The organism is Pseudomonas sp. B16(2017) (assembly GCF_002113205.1).
Taxonomy (GTDB): domain Bacteria; phylum Pseudomonadota; class Gammaproteobacteria; order Pseudomonadales; family Pseudomonadaceae; genus Aquipseudomonas; species Aquipseudomonas pharyngis.
Genome location: NZ_NEKA01000013.1, coordinates 158,730 through 176,655 on the forward strand (window position 1 = coordinate 158,730; position 17,926 = coordinate 176,655).

The window sequence follows — 17,926 nt, forward strand, 5'->3', positions numbered from 1 at the left end:
TCCTCTCAGGAAATCAGTTTTTCAAGTTCATCTGCTGATAAACGATTGAGAGCCTCCAAGGATTTAGCCAAAACATCATGAACGGGCTGCAAATCGGGTTGCAGGGCTTGTACGGCGTCGCTGAAAGCCGCCAGATCGGCACTGGCGAACAGGCTGGCCAACGGCACGTCGAAGCCCAGCAACTCGCGCAGACGCAGGGCCACCTGGGTGGCCAGCAACGAATGGCCGCCGAGTTCGAAGAAATTGTCCGTCAGGCCGACCCGCTCCAGTTTCAAGACGTCGGCCCAGACCCCGGCGATCTGCTGTTGCAGTTCACTATCAGGCGCCACATAGCTGTTTTGCAGCAGGCTGGCGTCCGGTTGTGGCAGGGCCTTGCGGTCAAGCTTGCCGTTGGCGGTCAGCGGCAGGCTGTCGAGCAGCAACAGGTGCGCCGGCACCATGTAATCCGGCAGGTTGTGCTTGAGCGCCTGGCGCAGGAGCTCACGCCACTGGCCCTGTTGGTCGAGTTCGACCGACTGATCGGCCACCAGATACGCCACCAGCTGCACGCCGCCGGCGCCTGGCTGATCCAGCACCACGGCCTGACGGATTTGCGGCAGTGCCAACAGTTGCGCCTCGATCTCACCCAGCTCGATCCGGAAACCACGGATCTTCACCTGATGGTCGATGCGCCCGGCGTACTCGATCCGGCCATCGGCGCGATAGCGCGCCAGGTCACCGGTGCGATACAGCCGCGCACCGTCGCCCCCGAACGGGTTGGGCACGAAACGCAAGGCGCTGAGGTCGGCACGCTTGAGATAACCGCGTGCCAGCCCGGCGCCGCTGACGTGCAACTCGCCGATGCAGCCCTTGGCCACCGGTTTCAGGTCGGCGTCGAGCACGTACCAGCCCAGGTCCGGGATCGGCTCGCCCAGCGGGCTGCCGGCGTCCTGTTCGAGATCGGCCAGGGTCAACGGACGGTAAGTCACATGAACCGTGGTTTCGGTGATGCCGTACATGTTGATCAGCTGTGGCGCGGTATCGCCGAAGCGTTCGAACCATGGGCGCAGGCTGCGTACTTCCAGCGCTTCACCGCCAAACACCACGTAACGCAACGACAGTTGCGGATCCTGGGGCGCGTCGCAAGCGACCTGCATCAGTTGCTTGAATGCCGACGGCGTCTGGTTGAGCACGGTGATGCGCTCACGGCACAGCAGCGCATGGAACTCCTGCGGCGAGCGGCTGACGCTGTGCGGCACGATCACCAGGCGCCCGCCATGCAGCAGTGCGCCGAAGATTTCCCAGACCGAGAAGTCAAACGCGTAGGAGTGGAACAGCGTCCAGCGATCCTCGGCACCGAAGCTGAACCAAGGCTCTGTTGCCTCGAACAGGCGCAGCACGTTGTCGTGAGCCAGCAGCGTACCTTTCGGTTTGCCGGTGGAGCCCGAGGTGTAGATCACGTAAGCGAGGCTGGCGCTGTCGGCCCAGACCTGCGGGTCGGTTGCCAACTGATCCTGCCAGCGGCTGTCATCACCCAACAGCAGGGTTTCAACGCTCTCGGCAACCTCCAGGTGATCGAGCACACCCGGCTGCATCAGCAGCAGGGCAATGCCGCTGTCCTCGATCATGTACTGCAGACGTTCGGCCGGGTACTGCGGATCCAGCGGCAGGTAAGCCCCGCCAGCCTTGAGGATGGCGACCAGGCCGACGATCATTTCGATGGATCGCTCGGCAGCCAGACCCACCAGCACATCGGCACCGACACCCCGCGCGATCAGGGCATGAGCCAGACGGTTGGCACGGGCGTTGAGTTCGCCGTAGCTCAATTGCTCCTCGCCCAGACTCACGGCAATCGCCTGCGGTGCGCGACGCACCTGTGCTTCGATCAGCTGTGGCAGGGTGCGGGTTTGGGCAAAGGTGGCTGGCGCACGGTTCCAGTCGTGCAGCGTCGCCTGTTGTTGTGCGGCATCGAACAGGCTCAGATCGGCCAGCAGACGTTGCGCGGGCGAGTCGGCCATTTGCTGCAACAGGTGCTGCAAGTGGCCGGCGATCTGCTCGATCTGCGCAGCGCTGAAATGCTGCCGGGCATAGGCCAATTGCAACGACAGGCTGTCGCTCAGGTCCACCAGCACCGTCAGCGGCAGGTTGGTCTGTTCCTGGCTGCGTGCCTGGTCGAAACGCAAGCCTTGCGGCGCACCGTTGTTCAACGCCTCCGACACCGGGTAGTTCTCGAACACCAGCAGGCTGTCGAACAAGCTTTCGCCGCGTTGCCCGGACCAGCGCTGAATGTCCGCCAGTGGCGTGTATTCGAATTCGCGCATGGCCAGGTTCAGCGCCTGCACCGTTTGCAGCCACTCACCGAGGGATTGCTCGACACGCGGGGTGGCGATCACCGGCAAGGTGTTGATGAACAAACCGATCTGTTGCTCGACACCTGGCAGCTCGGCCGGACGCCCGGCGACCGTAGCGCCGAACGCCACGGTCGGTTGCCCGGTGTAACGCAGCAACACCAACAACCAGGCGGCCTGCACCACGGTGTTGAGGGTGACCTTGTGCTGACGGGCGAACGCCCCCAGACGTTGAGTCTGCTCACGGTCCAGCCAACGGGTCTGCTGGTCGTAACCGCTCTGCCCGGCGGTCGCCAGCGTATCGAGGCAGCTGCGGGCCAGGTGGGTCGGCTCATCCAGGTCGGCCAGACGCTCAGTCCAGAATCGCTCGCTGGCCTGACCGTCCTGACGCTGCAGCCAGCCAATGTAATCGCCATAACGGCCCACCGGCGCGGCCGGGGTTTCACCGGCGTAGCGCTGCATCACTTCGCCGAGCAACTGCGAGTTGCTCCAGCCGTCCATGAGAATGTGATGGCTGGTGTAGATCATCTCAAAGCGGTCATCGTCAGTGCGGACCAGCACCAGACGCAGCAGTGGCGCCTGCAACAGGTCGAAGCCTTGTTGCAGTTGCTCCTGTGCCAGCACGTCGAGCGCCCCCGTCAGGTCAGCGCGACCTCGCCAGTCATGCAGGCTGAACGGCAATTCGGCCTGACGCTGGACGATTTGCAGCGGCTGCTCCTGCTCGGAAATCCACACAAAACGCGTGCGCAGAATCCCATGGCGATCAACGGCGCCCTGCCAGGCCTGACGCAGACGCTCGGGATCGAGGCCTTCGACGCTGACGCGCATCTGGTTGATGTAATCCCCCGAACCCTGTTCGTACAGGCTGTGGAACAACATGCCCTGTTGCATCGGCGACAGCGGGTAGATGTCTTCGACCTCGGCACCGGCGCCCGGCAAGGCATCGAGCTGTTGCTGGTCGAGCGGCGCCAACGGGAAGTCCGACGGCGTGACGCCGGCGTTCTGTGCAGCGCAGCAATGCTCGATCAGCGCCGCCAGTTCGATCGCGTACTCATCGGCCAGTCGCTGAATGGTGGCTTCATCGAACATCTCGCGGCTGAACGTCCAGCCCAGACTCAACTCGCCCGCGTAAACCTGACCATTGAGTTCCAGCCAGTTGCCCAGTGGCGCCAACGGGCTCTGTTCGTCCCCGGCTTTTTCGCGGGCCGGGGCGAACAGCGCGCCGTCATCGAACTGGCGGTCGAATTGTCCGAGGTAGTTGAACGTGATGCGCGGTGTCGGCAGCGCCGCCAGCTCACGGCGGGTCGCTTCATCACCGAAGTAACGCAGCACGCCGAAGCCCAGGCCCTTGCCGGGAATCGCCCGCAACTGCTCCTTGATCTGCTTGATCGAACCGTCAATCGACGCAGTCGGGGTCAGGCGCACCGGGAACAGACTGGTGAACCAGCCGACGCTGCGACTCAGGTCAAGGTCGTCGAACAGGTCTTCACGACCGTGCCCTTCCAGCTGAATCAAGGTCGAAGCCTGCCCCGTCCAGCGACAGATGACTCGGGCCAGCGCGGTCATCAGCAAGTCATTGACCTGAGTGCGATACGCCGCCGGCGCCTGTTGCAGCAGTTGTCGGGTCAGCGCTTGATCGAGGCGTGTCTGTACGGTGTGCGCATCGCGGTTTTGCAGACTGGCCTGCGGATTGATGCACGGCAGGTCGACCGGCGCATCGGCCAGTTGTGTACGCCACAGCTCGAGTTCACCCGCGAGTCGTGGCGCGTGCTGTTGCAAACGTTCTGCCCAGTGCTTGAAGGCGCTGGTCTTGGCCGGCAGAACCAGGGGCTTGCCGTCGATGCGCTGCTGATAAGCGCTTTGTAGATCTTCCAGCAGAATCCGCCAGGACACACCGTCCACCACCAGGTGGTGCACCGCCAGCAGCAAGCGTTGCGAACCATCGCCCACAGTCACCAGCAAGCCACGCAACAGCGGGCCTTGCGCCAGGTCGAAGCTGCGCTGCGCTGCCAGGCAGGCGGCCTGCAACTGTTGTTCATCGCTGACTGAAGCCTGCATCAGCAGGTGGTGTCTGACGGTTGTTGCGTGGTGATTCGCGGTCCAGCCGTCGGTGGTTTCAGTGAACGACAGGCGCAAGGCATCGTGATGCTCGACCAACGCTTGCAAGGCTTGCTCAAGTGCATCGGCCTCGATGCTGATGGCCGGCTTGAGCATCACCGACTGGTTCCAGTGGTGACGCTCGGCAATGTCTGTCGCGAAGAACCACTGCTGGAACGGCAGCAGCGGCGTAGCGCCGCCGACCGGGCCCTGATCGATCTGCCCCGCGCCATCGCCCAGCGTCGCCACACCCGCCAGCGCCTGGACGGTCTGGTACTGGAACAAGTCTTTGGGGGTAAAGCGGATGCCGGCCTGACGGGCACGGGCCACCACCTGAATCGAAATGATCGAATCGCCACCCAGTTCAAAGAAGTTATCGCCCAGCCCGACTCGCGGCAGCTTCAGTACATCGGCCCACACCGCAGCGATACGCTGCTCCAGCGCATTGCGCGGCGCGATGTATTCGGCCTTGCCCGCCCCCGATTCAGGTTTCGGCAGCGCCTTGCGGTCCAGCTTGCCATTGGGACTCAACGGCATCTGCGCAAGATTCAGCCACTGATTGGGCACCATGTACTCCGGCAGTCCGGCGTGCAGATGCCGCATCAGGGCGTCGCGCCAGTCCGCGCTTTCTTCGTTCAACACCACGTAAGCGGTCAGCAGCTTGCCGTCGATCACCAGCACCGCCGCTTCACGGACGTTGCCATGCTCCAGCAGACGCGCTTCGATTTCACCGAGCTCGATACGCAAGCCGCGCAGCTTGACCTGATGGTCGATCCGGCCGGCGTATTCGATCACGCCGTCGGCGCGGTAACGCGCCAGGTCACCGGTGCGGTAGATCCGCTCGCCATCGCCATAGGGGCTGACGGCAAAACGTTCGGCGGTCAGCGCCGGACGCTGATGATAGCCCCGCGCCAGACCGACGCCCGCCAGGTACAACTCGCCGAGCACACCGGTCGGCACCGGTTCGAGGTTATCGTCAAGGATGTAGCAGCCGAGGTTGGCAATCGGCTGTCCGATCGGCACGCTGTCGCGGCCCTCCTCTACACACGTCCAGTGCGTGACGTCGATGGCGGCTTCCGTCGGGCCGTAAAGGTTATAAAGCCCGGCCGTTGGCAGTTTGGCGAAGACTTGCTGTTGCGCGTCCGCCGGCAGCGCTTCGCCGCTGCACACGATGCGTTGCAGGCTGGTGCACGTGGCAACGTCGGCGTCCTGCAGGAAGGCCTGCAACATCGACGGCACAAAGTGCAGCGTGGTGATGTGTTCGCGCTTGATCAACGCCACCAGTTTGGCTGGATCGCGGTGATCGCCCGGCGCTGCGACGACCAGCCGTGCGCCGGTCATCAGTGGCCAGAAGAACTCCCACACCGAAACGTCAAAGCTGAACGGCGTCTTCTGCAGCACGCTGTCGCCCGCGCCGATCTCATAGGCCTGTTGCATCCAGCACAGACGGTTGGTCAGGGCGACATGACGGTTGCCGGCACCTTTCGGTTTGCCGGTGGAACCGGAGGTGTAGATCACATAGGCGAGGTTTTCCCCGGTGACCGCGACGTCCGGATTGTGGCTGGCGAAGCCCTCCAGCGATGCTTCAAGCAACAGGGTTTGCACCTGCCCGTTCAATGGCAAGGCATCGAGCAGATGCGCCTGGGTCAGCAACAGCTGCACGCCGCTGTCTTCGATCATGTAGGCCAGGCGATCCTGCGGGTATTCCGGGTCGAGCGGCACGTAGGCGCCTCCGGCCTTGAGCACGGCCAACAGACCGACGACCATTTCCATCGACCGTTCGGCAGCGATGCCGACCAGGCTTTCAGGTCCGACACCCAGCGCCATCAGCTTGTGTGCCAACCGGTTGGCGCGGGCATTGAGCTGCGCGTAGCTCAGGCATTCATCGGCGAACTTCAGCGCTGCGGCGTCCGGGGTGCGCAGGACCTGTGCCTCGATCAGCTGCTGCACGCTCAGGTGTAACGGGTACTCGGTGGCGGTAGCGTTCCAGTCTTCGAGAATCCGTTGGCGTTCTTGCGCGGCGAGCATCGGCAACGCAGCGACCGATTGCTGCGGCGCTGCGACAATCGCCCGCAACAATGCCTGCCAGTGTTCGAACAGGCGCGCGATGGTTGCCGCTTCAAACAAGTCGCTGGCGTAGGTCAGGCTGACCATCAGCCCGGCGGCGGTTTCCGTGGTGTCCAGGGTCAAGTCGAACTGTGCGGTGGCGCTGTCCCACGGCAGGCCTTCGATGCGCAGATCCGCCACATCGGTGACCGGCGCGGCGTCACGCTGATGGTTGAACAGCACCTGGAACAACGGGCTGTGGCTGAGGCTGCGCTCCGGCGCCAGTGCTTCCACCAATTGCTCGAACGGCAGATCCTGATGCGCCTGGGCGCCCATTGCAGCCTGACGGGTCTGCGCCAGCAGATCACGGAAACTCAGGTCGCCGGCAAACTGTGCGCGCATCACCTGGGTGTTGACGAAGAAGCCGATCAGGCCCTCGGTTTCGGCGTGGTTGCGGTTGGCAATCGGCACGCCGACACGGATATCGTCCTGACCGCTGTAACGGTGCAGCAGGGTCTGGAACGAGGCCAGCAAGAGCATGAACATCGTCACCCCCTCACGTCGGGCAAGCGCCTGCAACTGCGCGCTCAATGCAGATTCCAATGGCGCCTCCAGCCGCGCGCCACGGTAGCTCTGCACTGCCGGACGCGAATGGTCCAGCGGCAACTCCAGCACCGGTTGTTCGCCGCCAAGCTGGCCCACCCAATAATCGAGTTGACGCTGCCGCTCGCCCGCCTCCATCCACTGCCGTTGCCACTGCGCGAAATCGGCGTATTGCAGCGGCAGCGCGGCCAGTTCGAGCGGTTTTCCGGCGCGTTCTGCGGCATACATCGCCATCAGTTCGCGCACCATCACTTGCATCGACCAGCCGTCAGACACGATGTGGTGCTGGGTGATCACCAATACGTGATCATCCGCCGCCAACCGCAACAGACTGACGCGCAGCAGCGGCCCGTTCAGCAGATCGAACGGCTGGCGAATCTGCGCCTGCACCCAGCTCGAAAGATTGTCCTCGGCGTCGAGGCTGTGCTGTTCAATCGTCAATTGACCGTGCGCATGAACCACCTGCACAGTGCGCTCGTCGTCCTGGCGGAACGTGGTGCGCAACGGTTCGTGACGCGCCACCAGTTGATTGAAGCTGTTCTGCAACCCGACGATGTCCAGAGCACCGCGCAAGCGCAGCGCACTCGGCACGTGGTAAGCAGCACTGTCCGGCTCCAGCTGCCAGAGGAACCACTGCCGTTCCTGGGCATAAGACAACGCCAGTGCAGCACCGCGTTGCAGCGCCATCATCGGCACGCTTTCGCTGTGTTGCAGGGTGGCGCAGGCGGCGGCAAAGGCTTGCAGCGTCGGCTGCTCGAACAGGGTGCGCATCGGCACATCGAGTTTGAGCGTCTGGCGGACCCGGGAAATCACCTGGGTGGCCAGCAGCGAGTGACCGCCTCGCTCGAAGAAGTGATCGTTGAGCCCCACCGCGCCGGACTCCAGCACGGCTTCCCAGATCTGCGCCAGTTGCAGTTGCAGCAAGGTCTGCGGCGCAACATATGCGCACAGGTCCTGGCTCAGCTCGACTTTCGGCAGTGCGGTGCGATCAAGTTTGCCGTTGTTGTTCAACGGCAACGCGTCCAGCGACAGCAGGTGCGCCGGCACCATGTAATCAGGCAGCAGCTGTTGCAGCGAAGCCTTGAGCGAGTCCAGCCACTGCGCCTGCGCGGTCGCAGGTTCGGTTCCTGTCTCGGGCACCACATAAGCCACCAGTTGCGCGCCACCCGGGAAATCCTGCGCGATCACCGCAGCGGCGCGCACGCCCTCCTGTGCTTGCAGGCAGGCTTCGATTTCACCCATTTCAATGCGCAAGCCACGGATCTTCACCTGGTGGTCGATACGCCCGGCGTACTCCAGATCAGCGTTTTCGTTGTAACGCGCCAGGTCGCCACTGCGATACAGCCGCGCCCCCGGCTCGGTGGCAAACGGGTCTGGCAGGAAACGTTCGGCGGTGAGGGCCGGACGATCGAAATACTGCTGCGCCAGACAGGCACTCGCGCCAATGCACAACTCGCCGACGCCACCGGCAGGCAGCAATTGCCCGGCGCTGTCGAGCACGTACAACGCGCGGCCAGCAATGGCCCGGCCAATCGGAATGCCGAAGCTGTCGCTGGCATCGCTCAAGCGGCAGTCGTGAACGCTCGACACCACCGTCGCCTCGGTCGGCCCGTAGGTGTTGAGCAAGCGCACGTGGCTCAGTCCTGCTTCGTGCCACAGGCGCAGCCCTTCGACCGACATGGCTTCGCCGCCGACATGCACCTGACGCAACGCGCCCAGACCGGTGATGTTGCCGCCCGCGCATTCACGCGCCAGCAAGAACCAGTAGGCCGCCGGCAAGTCCGCCAGAGTCACGCCATGGTCGACGATCTCGTCCGCCAGTTGCACGACGTCCCAGAGTTCGTCGCCGCGCATGATCAGCGCCGCGCCGACACACAGCGGCGGGTAACACTGCTCGACAAAACCGTCGAAGCTGAAGGTCGCAAACTGCAGCACGCGATCATCGGCCGTGAGCGCCGAATACTCGGCACCGGTCTGGCAGAACTCGCGCAGCGCCGCGTGAGCAATCGCCACGCCTTTTGGCTGACCGGTGGAGCCCGAGGTGTAGATCACGTAGGCCAGGTCATCGGCCGTGGCGTGATTCAGCGGATCGCTGTCCGGATAAGCGCCCAGCGTCTGGATGATGTCGCCCAGGTGCAAATACTCCAGGCCAGCCGCAAGCGGCACGTCTTGCAGGAGAGCGGATTCATCGAGCAGCAGATCGACACGGCTGTCTTCGATCATGTAGGCCAGACGCTGGGCCGGGTAGTTGGCATCAAGCGGCACGTACGCGGCGCCCGTCTTCAGTACTGCCAGCAGGCTGACGATCATTTGCGGGCCACGACGCAGCGCCAGGCCGACACGCTTGCCCGGCGCCGCACCGCTGGCCAGCAAACGGTGGGCGAGGCGATTCGCCTGGCGGTTCAGTTCGTCATAGCTCAGGCGCTGTTCACCGCACTGCACGGCCAGCGCCTGCGGTGTGGCTTTGGCCTGCGCGGCAATGCGTTCGTGCACCAGACCTGCATGCTGCAACTGCAACGCTGGCGGCTGACAGTGGGCGAGCATGGCGCGCGTGGTGGCGTCATCGAGCAGCGTCAGGTTGCCCAGGCAGCCTGTGGCATTGCTGATCAGTTGTTCAAGCAAGTGGCGCAGGTTGGCGCAGAGCCTGTGCACCTGGGCGGCGCTGAATCGTGCGGCGTCGTAGCTCATCTCCAGAGTCAGCGTGGCACCGAGTTCGATACCCAGCGTCAGCGGATAGTGGGTGCGTTCGTGGTTGTGCAGGTTGCCGAAGGTCAACCCGGCCGGAGCACCTTGTTTCAGCGCCTCGGCGACCGGGAAGTTTTCGAACACCAGCAGGCTGTCGAACAGCGCCGAGCCCTGATGCCCTGCCCAACCCTGAATGTCGTACAGCGGCACATGCTCGAACTCACGCAGGGCCAGGTTCTGCGCCTGCAGATCAGCCAGCCACTGGCCGACGCGGTGATCCGGGCGCGGGTTGCACACCAGCGGCAGGGTGTTGATGAACAGCCCCAGTTGCTGCTCGATGCCCGGCAGCGGCGCCGAACGACCGGCCACTGTGGCGCCGAACGCTACGCAGTCCTGACCGGTATAGCGTTGCAGCAGCAGGCTCCAGGCCGCTTGCAACAACGTGTTGAGGGTGACTTTCTGCTGACGGGCGAACTCGCCCAGACGCCGTGTTGCGGCTTCGTCGAGCACCTCGCGATGTTCGTCTGTGCCGTGGCCGCCCACGGGTGGACGCAGGGTGTCGGCAAGCAGCGTCGGCGCCTGCAACGGGGCCAGCGCAGCATTCCAGAACGCCTTGCCGGTGCCCGCCGACTGCTGCTGCAACCAGCCCATGTAATCGCGGTAATGCCCGACCGGCGCCGGCAGTGAGCGCCCGGCGGCGTAGTGGGAAATCACCTCGCCGAGCAACTGCGCATTACTCCAGCCGTCCATCAGGATGTGATGGCTGGTGTAGATCAAGTGCCAATGATCGGCGCCGGTGCGCACCAGTTTCAGGCGCAGCAACGGCGCGCAGTCGAGTTCGAAACCCTGCGCCCGCTCGGTCTCGGCCAGCGCATCGGTGTCAGTGTTGTCCAGTATCTGCAGCGGCAGTTGCACCTCGCGGCTGATCACCTGATGGGCGCTGTCCAGGCCTTGCCAGTGGAAGCTGCTGCGCAGCACATCATGACGCGCCAGCGCCGCTTGCCAGGCACTGGCAAAACGCTGCGGATCAAGGCCCTGGATGTCCAGACGCATCTGGCTGATATAGGCCTCGGCCTGCGGTTCGTACAAGGTGTGGAACAACATGCCCTGCTGCATCGGCGACAGCGGATAGACATCTTCGATGACAGCGGCGGCGACCGGCAACGCATCCAGTTGCGCCTGGCTGAGGCGTGCCAACGGGAAGTCCGATGGCGTCGCTTGCGCGGTGTCGAGGGTGCAGCAGTGCTCGATCAGTGCCGTCAGTTCGGCGGCGTAGCGATCAGCCAGCCTTTGCACGGTGGCACTGTCGAACATCTGCGAACTGAAGCCCCAACTCAGACTCAATTCGCCGCCATAGACCTGGCCTTCGATCGTCAACCAGTTATCCAGCGGCGCCTGTGAATCCTGGGCGACACCGCCGGACTCGGTGGATGGCACCAGCAACGCCTGCTCATCGAACTGCCGGTCGAATTGCCCCAGATAGTTGAAGGTGATGCGCGGCGGCGGCAGCAACGCCAGCTCTTCACGCACCGACGGCGCTGCCAGATAACGCAGCACGCCGTAACCCAGACCTTTGTCCGGCACCGCACGCAGTTGTTCTTTGATCGCCTTGATCGAACCGTCGAGATCCTCGCTCGCCACCAGATTGACGGCGAACAGGCTGGTGAACCAGCCGATGCTGCGCGTCAGGTCGATGTCGTCGAACAGGTCTTCACGGCCATGGCCTTCGAGTTGAATCAAGGTGCCCGGCTGACCGCTCCAGCCACTGATGGTGCGCGCCAGTGCCGTCAGCAGCAGATCGTTGACCTGCGTGCGATACGCCGCCGGCGCCTGTTGCAGCAACTGGCGCGTGCGCTCGGCGTCCAGACGCCATTCGATCTTTTCCCCGAAGCGGTTTTGCAGGCTGCCTTCAGGGCGCTCGCACGGCAGATCCCGTGCGTCGTGGTGCTGGGCTTTCCAGTAAGCCAGTTGATCGTCGAAGCGCGAAGCCTCGGTGCTCAGGCGCGCCGTCCAGCTCTGGAACGCGCTGGTTTTGGCCGGCAATTGCACGCCACCGCCCGCCGCCAGCTGTTCGTAGGCTTGCTGCAGATCTTCCAGCAACACGCGCCACGACACGCCGTCCACCACCAGGTGATGGAGGATCAGCGACAGGCGCTGACTGCCATCGGCCATGGTCACCAACACGGCACGCAACAACGGCCAGTTGGCCAGATCAAGACTGCGCTGGGCATCGTCGCAATGGGCCGTCAACTGCTCGGTCGTCTCGGCCGTGCGCAGCCACAGCTCAGCGCGTTCGACCTGTGCGGCGTACGCTTGCTGCCAGCCTTCCGCGCCCTCGACAAAACGCAGGCGCAAGGCATCGTGATGATTGATCACATGGGTCAATGCGGCATCGAGCCACTGCGCATTCAGCGCCTCGCGCGGGGTCAGCAACAGTGACTGGTTCCAATGTTCACGCCGAGGCATCACCCGGCTGAAGAACTGCTGCTGGATCGGCCCCAACAAGGCCTCGCCCGTGGCCGGCGCCTGATCCACCGAACTGTGGCTGTCGAGGATCGCGACCAGCGCCAGACTGCGCACAGTCTGATACTGGAACAGATCGCGCGGGCTGATACGGATCCCGGCCTGCCGCGCGCGGCTGACCACTTGAATCGAAATGATCGAATCGCCGCCCAGCTCGAAAAAGTTGTCCTCCAGCCCCACGCGTTGCAAACCGAGCACGTCTTCCCAGATCGCCGCCAGGGCTTTTTGCATGGCATCCTGCGGCGCGACAAAAGCTTGCTGCGGCGCGGCATCCGGCTGCGGCAAGGCTTTGCGATCGAGCTTGCCGTTGGCGGTGACCGGCAATTTGGCCAGCGTCATCAGGTAGGTCGGCACCATGAATTCCGGCAGGCTGCCGAGCAGCCACGCCTTGACGTCCTGTTGCCATTGTTCGTCTGCCTGAGCAGTTTCCAGCACCAGATAGCCGACCAGATGTTTGCCGCCCTGCACCAGCACCACGGCTTCACGCACCAGCGGATGCTGCATCAGGCGGGTTTCGATTTCACCCAGCTCGATACGCAAGCCACGCAACTTGACCTGATGATCGAGACGCCCGAGGTATTCGATGACGCCGTCGGCACGTTGGCGTACCCGGTCACCGGTGCGGTACAGACGCGCACCTTCGTGGAACGGGCACGGGACAAAACGCTCGGCGGTCAGCGCCGGGCGCTGGTGATAACTGCGCGCCAACCCTGCTCCGCCCAGATACAGCTCACCCGCCACGCCGCTCGGCACCGGCAGCAGTTCGGCGTCGAGCACATGGGTGCGCAGGTTGGCGATCGGCCGTCCGATCGGCACGCTGTCGGCACCTTCGTCGACACAGGTCCAGTGGGTGACGTCGATGGCCGCTTCGGTCGGGCCATACAGGTTATAGAGCCCGGCGTTCGGCAGCTTGGCAAACACCTGCAGTTGCGCGTCCAGCGGCAGTGCCTCGCCGCTGCAGACAATGCGTTTGAGGCCGACACAGGCCTCGACGCCCGGCTCATGAATGAACGCCTGCAACATCGACGGGACAAAGTGCAACGTGCTGATGCCGTAGTGGTTGATGGTCTCGATCAACAGCGATGGATCGCGGTGCGCGCCCGGCGCTGCCACGACCAGTCGGGCGCCGGTCAGCAGCGGCCAGAAAAACTCCCAGACCGACACGTCAAAACTGAACGGTGTCTTCTGCAGCACCGAATCGCTGGCATCCAGCCGGTAAGCCTCCTGCATCCAGCACAAACGGTTGACCAGCGCCGCATGACTGTTGCCGGCGCCTTTCGGTTTACCGGTGGAGCCGGAGGTGTAAATCACGTACGCGAGGTTTTGCGGATCGACGACCGCCTCGACACGGCCTTCGCTGTAGCGATCCAGCCAGTCGGCTTCCTGATCGAGCGTAATGACGTTCGCCCCGGCCGTTGGCAGCGACGCCAGCAACGCACTCTGGGTCAGCAGCAAGGTAATGCCGCTGTCCTCGATCATGTAGGCCAGGCGCTCTTGCGGGTACTCCGGATCCAGCGGCACATAGGCGCCGCCGGCCTTGAGAATCGCCAAAAGGCCAATGACCATTTCCAGCGAACGCTCGACACAGATCCCCACCAGGCTGTCGGCCCGCACGCCTTGCTCACGCAGCAGATGGGCCAGTTGGTTGGCCCGCGCGTCGAGTTGCGCGTAGCTCAGGGTTTGTTCGCCGAACACCAGCGCCGGTGCATCCGGGGTGCGGGTCACCTGGGCTTCGATCAATTGATGAATGGGTTGCTCGGTGGGATAAACCGCTGTTGCACCGTTCCAGGCATGCACCAGCGTGTACTGCTCATCCGCGTCCAGCAACGGCAGCTCGCCAATGCGTTGCGCAGGATCAGCGACCATGGCCTTGAGCAGACGCAACCAGTGGCGCGCCATGCGTTCGATGGTCGGCGCGTCGAACAGGTCGCTGGCGTAAGTCAGTGCGGCGTGCAGCTTGCCGCCCTTCTCGTAGGTGTCGAGTGTCAAGTCAAACTGAGTGGTGCGGCTTTGCCAGTCGAGGCTGTCGAGCACCAGGCCCGAGGCTGTGCCCAGGGCGGCGATATCGGCCACCTGCGGCTGGTGGTTGTACATCACCTGGAACAGCGGCGTGTGACTGAGGCTGCGCTCCAGTTTCAGTGCTTCGACCAGTTGCTCGAACGGCAGATCCTGATGCGCCTGGGCGCCGAGCGCCGTCTCTTTGACCGCCTGCAGCAACGCATCGACGCGCGTCTGGCCATCGACTTTTGTGCGCAGCACCTGGGTGTTGACGAAAAAACCGATCAGACCTTCGATCTCGGCGCGATTGCGGTTGGCAATCGGCACGCCGACACGGATATCGGTCTGCCCGGTGTAACGGTGCAGCAGCGCATTGAACGCGCCAAGCAACAACATGAACAACGTGACCTGATGTTGTTGCGCGGTGGCGCGCAGCTGGTCGGCCAACTGGCCGTCGACGGCAAACTCATGGCGCGTGCCGCGATAGCTCGGCATGGCCGGACGCGAATGGTCCAGCGGCAGTTCCAGCACGGGATGCTCATCACCCAGTTGCGCCTGCCAGTACTCCAGTTGCCGTGCCTGCTCGCCGGCCTCCAGCCAGCGACGTTGCCACAGGGCGTAATCGCTGTACTGAACCGGCAGGGCCGCCAGCGCCGGCGACTGGCCGGCGTCAAAAGCGTCATAGCACCGGATGAATTCGTCGATCAGCACGTTCATCGACCAGCCATCGGAAACGATGTGGTGCAGGGTCAGCAGCAAGACGTGCTCCTGCTCGGCGAGCTTGAGCAAGGTGACTCGCAGCAACGGCCCGACCGCCAGATCGAACGGCAACACCGATTGCTGCTCGGCGGCACGAACAACCGCTTCCTCGCGTTCGGTGGCCGGCAGCGCAGTGAAATCTTCATGATGGATGTTCAAGGTCGCCGGGGCCGGCACTTGCAGCAGGCTGTCATCCGCCTGGCGCTGGAACACCGTGCGCAAGGTTTCATGTCGCGCCACCAGCGCAGCAAAGGCCTGCTCCAGCGCTGACAGATTCAGCCGCCCGGTCAGGCGTACCGCGCCCGGCAAGTTGTAGGCGCCGCTGTGCGGATCCAGTTGCCAGAGAAACCACATCCGTTGCTGCGCGTAAGACAACGCCTGGCGATCGTCGGCCTCGATCCCGGCGGGAATCGGGAAACGGGCGAAATCCACGCCCTCCTTTTGCAGGGCCGCGAGGAACATCTGGCGCTTTTCCAGGGGCAACCCGATAAACCGGCGAGCAAGTTTCAAGGAGTCTTCAGCATTCATTTCTTAGCATCCGGATCAGTAGGCAGGAAGCACAAAGGCACGTCGTCCCTATAAAACGAATGCACATCGGAAAAATTAGCGAATGAGAAGAACTATCAGGAGGGAAGCAGGCGGGAATTTTCAGACGGACAGGAAACCCTGTGGGCGCGATCAGCTCGCTCACACAGGGTTTCCCGTTGTTCAGGCAATGGCGGGTATTGAGTGCCGGCGATGGTGTACGTCGAGCTGATCCTTGATGACCTTCAGCACCTTGGCCTCGTGTTCATGGATGAAGAAATGACCGCCAGCAAGCATGTCCACGGAGAAACTGCCGAGGGTTTCCTTGCTCCAGCCGATCAATTGCTCGGTGGTCGCGCGGTCGGTCGTACCACCCAGCACATGCACCGGGCATTTGAGCAGCGGACGCTGGATCGGCTGAAAACGTCCGCACAACAGAAAGTCGGCACGCAGCACCGGCAGGGTCAGGCTCATCAATTCGGCATTGGCGAGAATTTCCTCGCTGGTGCCATTCAAGGTGCGTAACTGCTCGATCAGTTCGGCATCGCTCTTCGGTTCGGCAAAGCCGCGGTCATATTCACTGCGCAGCGTCGGCGCCGCCGTGCCGGAGGCGAACAGCGCAACCGGCTCCGGCAACCCCAGAGCGCGCAAGGCATGGGCCAGTTCGCAGGCCAGCAGCGCGCCAAGGCTGTGGCCGAAAATGGCATAAGGCGCACGCAGGGTCGTTTGCAGTTCGCTGGCCAACTGACGGGCCAGCGCCCGCATGTCGGTTTGCAGCGCTTCGCCAAAACGTGCGCCGCGACCCGGTAGCTCTACCGGCTGCAGCGTCAGCCACTGCGGCAATTTGCGGCGCCAGCGGCTGTAGACCATGGCACTGGCACCCGAATAAGGAAGGCACAGCAATGTCAGCTGAGTCACCCGGCTTACCTCGAAAAGTTGTCTGTATAAAAGAACGAAGGCGGCCCTGCAGAAATTAGCCCGCGCGCGTCTATCCAGTCATTTCAAGTGGCGGAAACTCTGCACCGCCGAGCCCAGCACCACCGCCCCGGCGGCAATCGCCAGCCAGAAGCCGCTGCGCGCACCGAACGCATCCACCAGTGCGCCGGAACCGGCGGCGCCGATGGCCACGCCGATGCTCAGGCCGGTCACCAGCCAGGTCAGGCCTTCGGTGAGTTTGGCCGGCGGCACGATGCGCTCGATCAACGCCATCGCCACGATCAGGGTCGGCGAGAAGAACAGCCCGGCGATGAACACCGCGACAGCCAACCCGAAAATATTGTTCGCCAGCAACAACGGCAAAGTGGTCACCGCCGTCGCGATCCCGCCATACAGAAACAACCTGGACAACGGCAGTTTCGAGCGCATCGCACCGAAGGCGATACCGGCCAGACAGGAACCGATGGCATACACCGAGAGCACGATGCTGGCCGCCGCCGGCTGCCCCTGCTGCTGGGCGAACGCGACGCTGACCACATCCACCACGCCGACAATCACGCCCATGGCCAGCATCAACGCCAGCAGCCATTGCACGTCGGTCGAACGAATGATCGAACCTTGATGCTGCGATTCGTGCGGATGCACCGGCGGCTCGGTGCTGCGCTGGGCGACGAACGCCGTGACGCCGATGGCCAGCATCAACAGCGCCGCCAGCGGCCCGGCCTCGGGGAACACGCCGACGCACAAGCCCACCGACAGCGGCGGGCCGACGATAAAGCAGACTTCGTCGAGCACCGACTCCAGCGCATAAGCGGTCTGTAACTGCGGCTGGCCGCGATAGATTTCGGTCCAGCGCGCCCGCGCCATCGCCGACATGCTCGGCATGCAACCGGCCAGTGCGGCGCAGACAAACAGCGTCCAGGTCGGCGCCTGCAAACGGGTACACAATAGCAACATCAACAGCGCGCCTCCGCCGATCAGCGCCGCCACCGGCAGCACCCGCCCCTGGCCGAAACGGTCCACCAACCGTGACACCTGCGGCGCGCAAAACGCCGTGGCCAGCGCAAACGTCGCCGCCACCCCACCCGCCAATGCGTAGCCGCCGGTCAATTGCGAGAGCATGGTGATCACACCGATACCGGTCATGGAAATCGGCATGCGCGCGATCATCGCCGCCATCACAAAAGCCCGGGCACCGGGGGCGTTGAACAGTTCGCGGTAAGGGTTTGCCATCGGATGCAGCCTCATCAGGGGCGGCCAAGTTGCCACAAAGCCTGACAGCCGGGGAAGCGCGCAATTGTTGGTGGAGTGTGAAGTCCCTGTGGCGTGCAGGGCCAATCGCTGCAGCATAAAGCTGTCGATGATTTCATGTACGCGGATGAACTCTCGCCGCCGGCCATCAGTCAGCTAAGTAAGCCCTCAACCCA

General features: G+C 63.6%; 3 protein-coding genes. All 3 read right to left on the reverse strand.

The genetic code is table 11. The annotated features are described in order from the left end of the window. Positions 1-5: 5 nt before the first annotated feature. On the reverse strand, positions 6-15,566 hold the full coding sequence (locus tag CAG25_RS21760; RefSeq protein WP_085612875.1) for a non-ribosomal peptide synthetase: 15,561 nt from the start codon (positions 15,564-15,566) through the stop codon (positions 6-8). A 180-nt stretch (positions 15,567-15,746) separates the two neighbouring features. Next, a complete protein-coding gene (locus CAG25_RS21765) occupies positions 15,747-16,481 on the reverse strand; it encodes a thioesterase II family protein (protein WP_085612877.1) in 735 nt (244 codons plus the stop codon). Positions 16,482-16,559: 78 nt separating this feature from the next. Then, positions 16,560-17,732, reverse strand: a complete 1,173-nt coding sequence (locus tag CAG25_RS21770; protein WP_085612879.1) for an MFS transporter — start codon at positions 17,730-17,732, stop codon at positions 16,560-16,562. Positions 17,733-17,926: the final 194 nt, after the last annotated feature.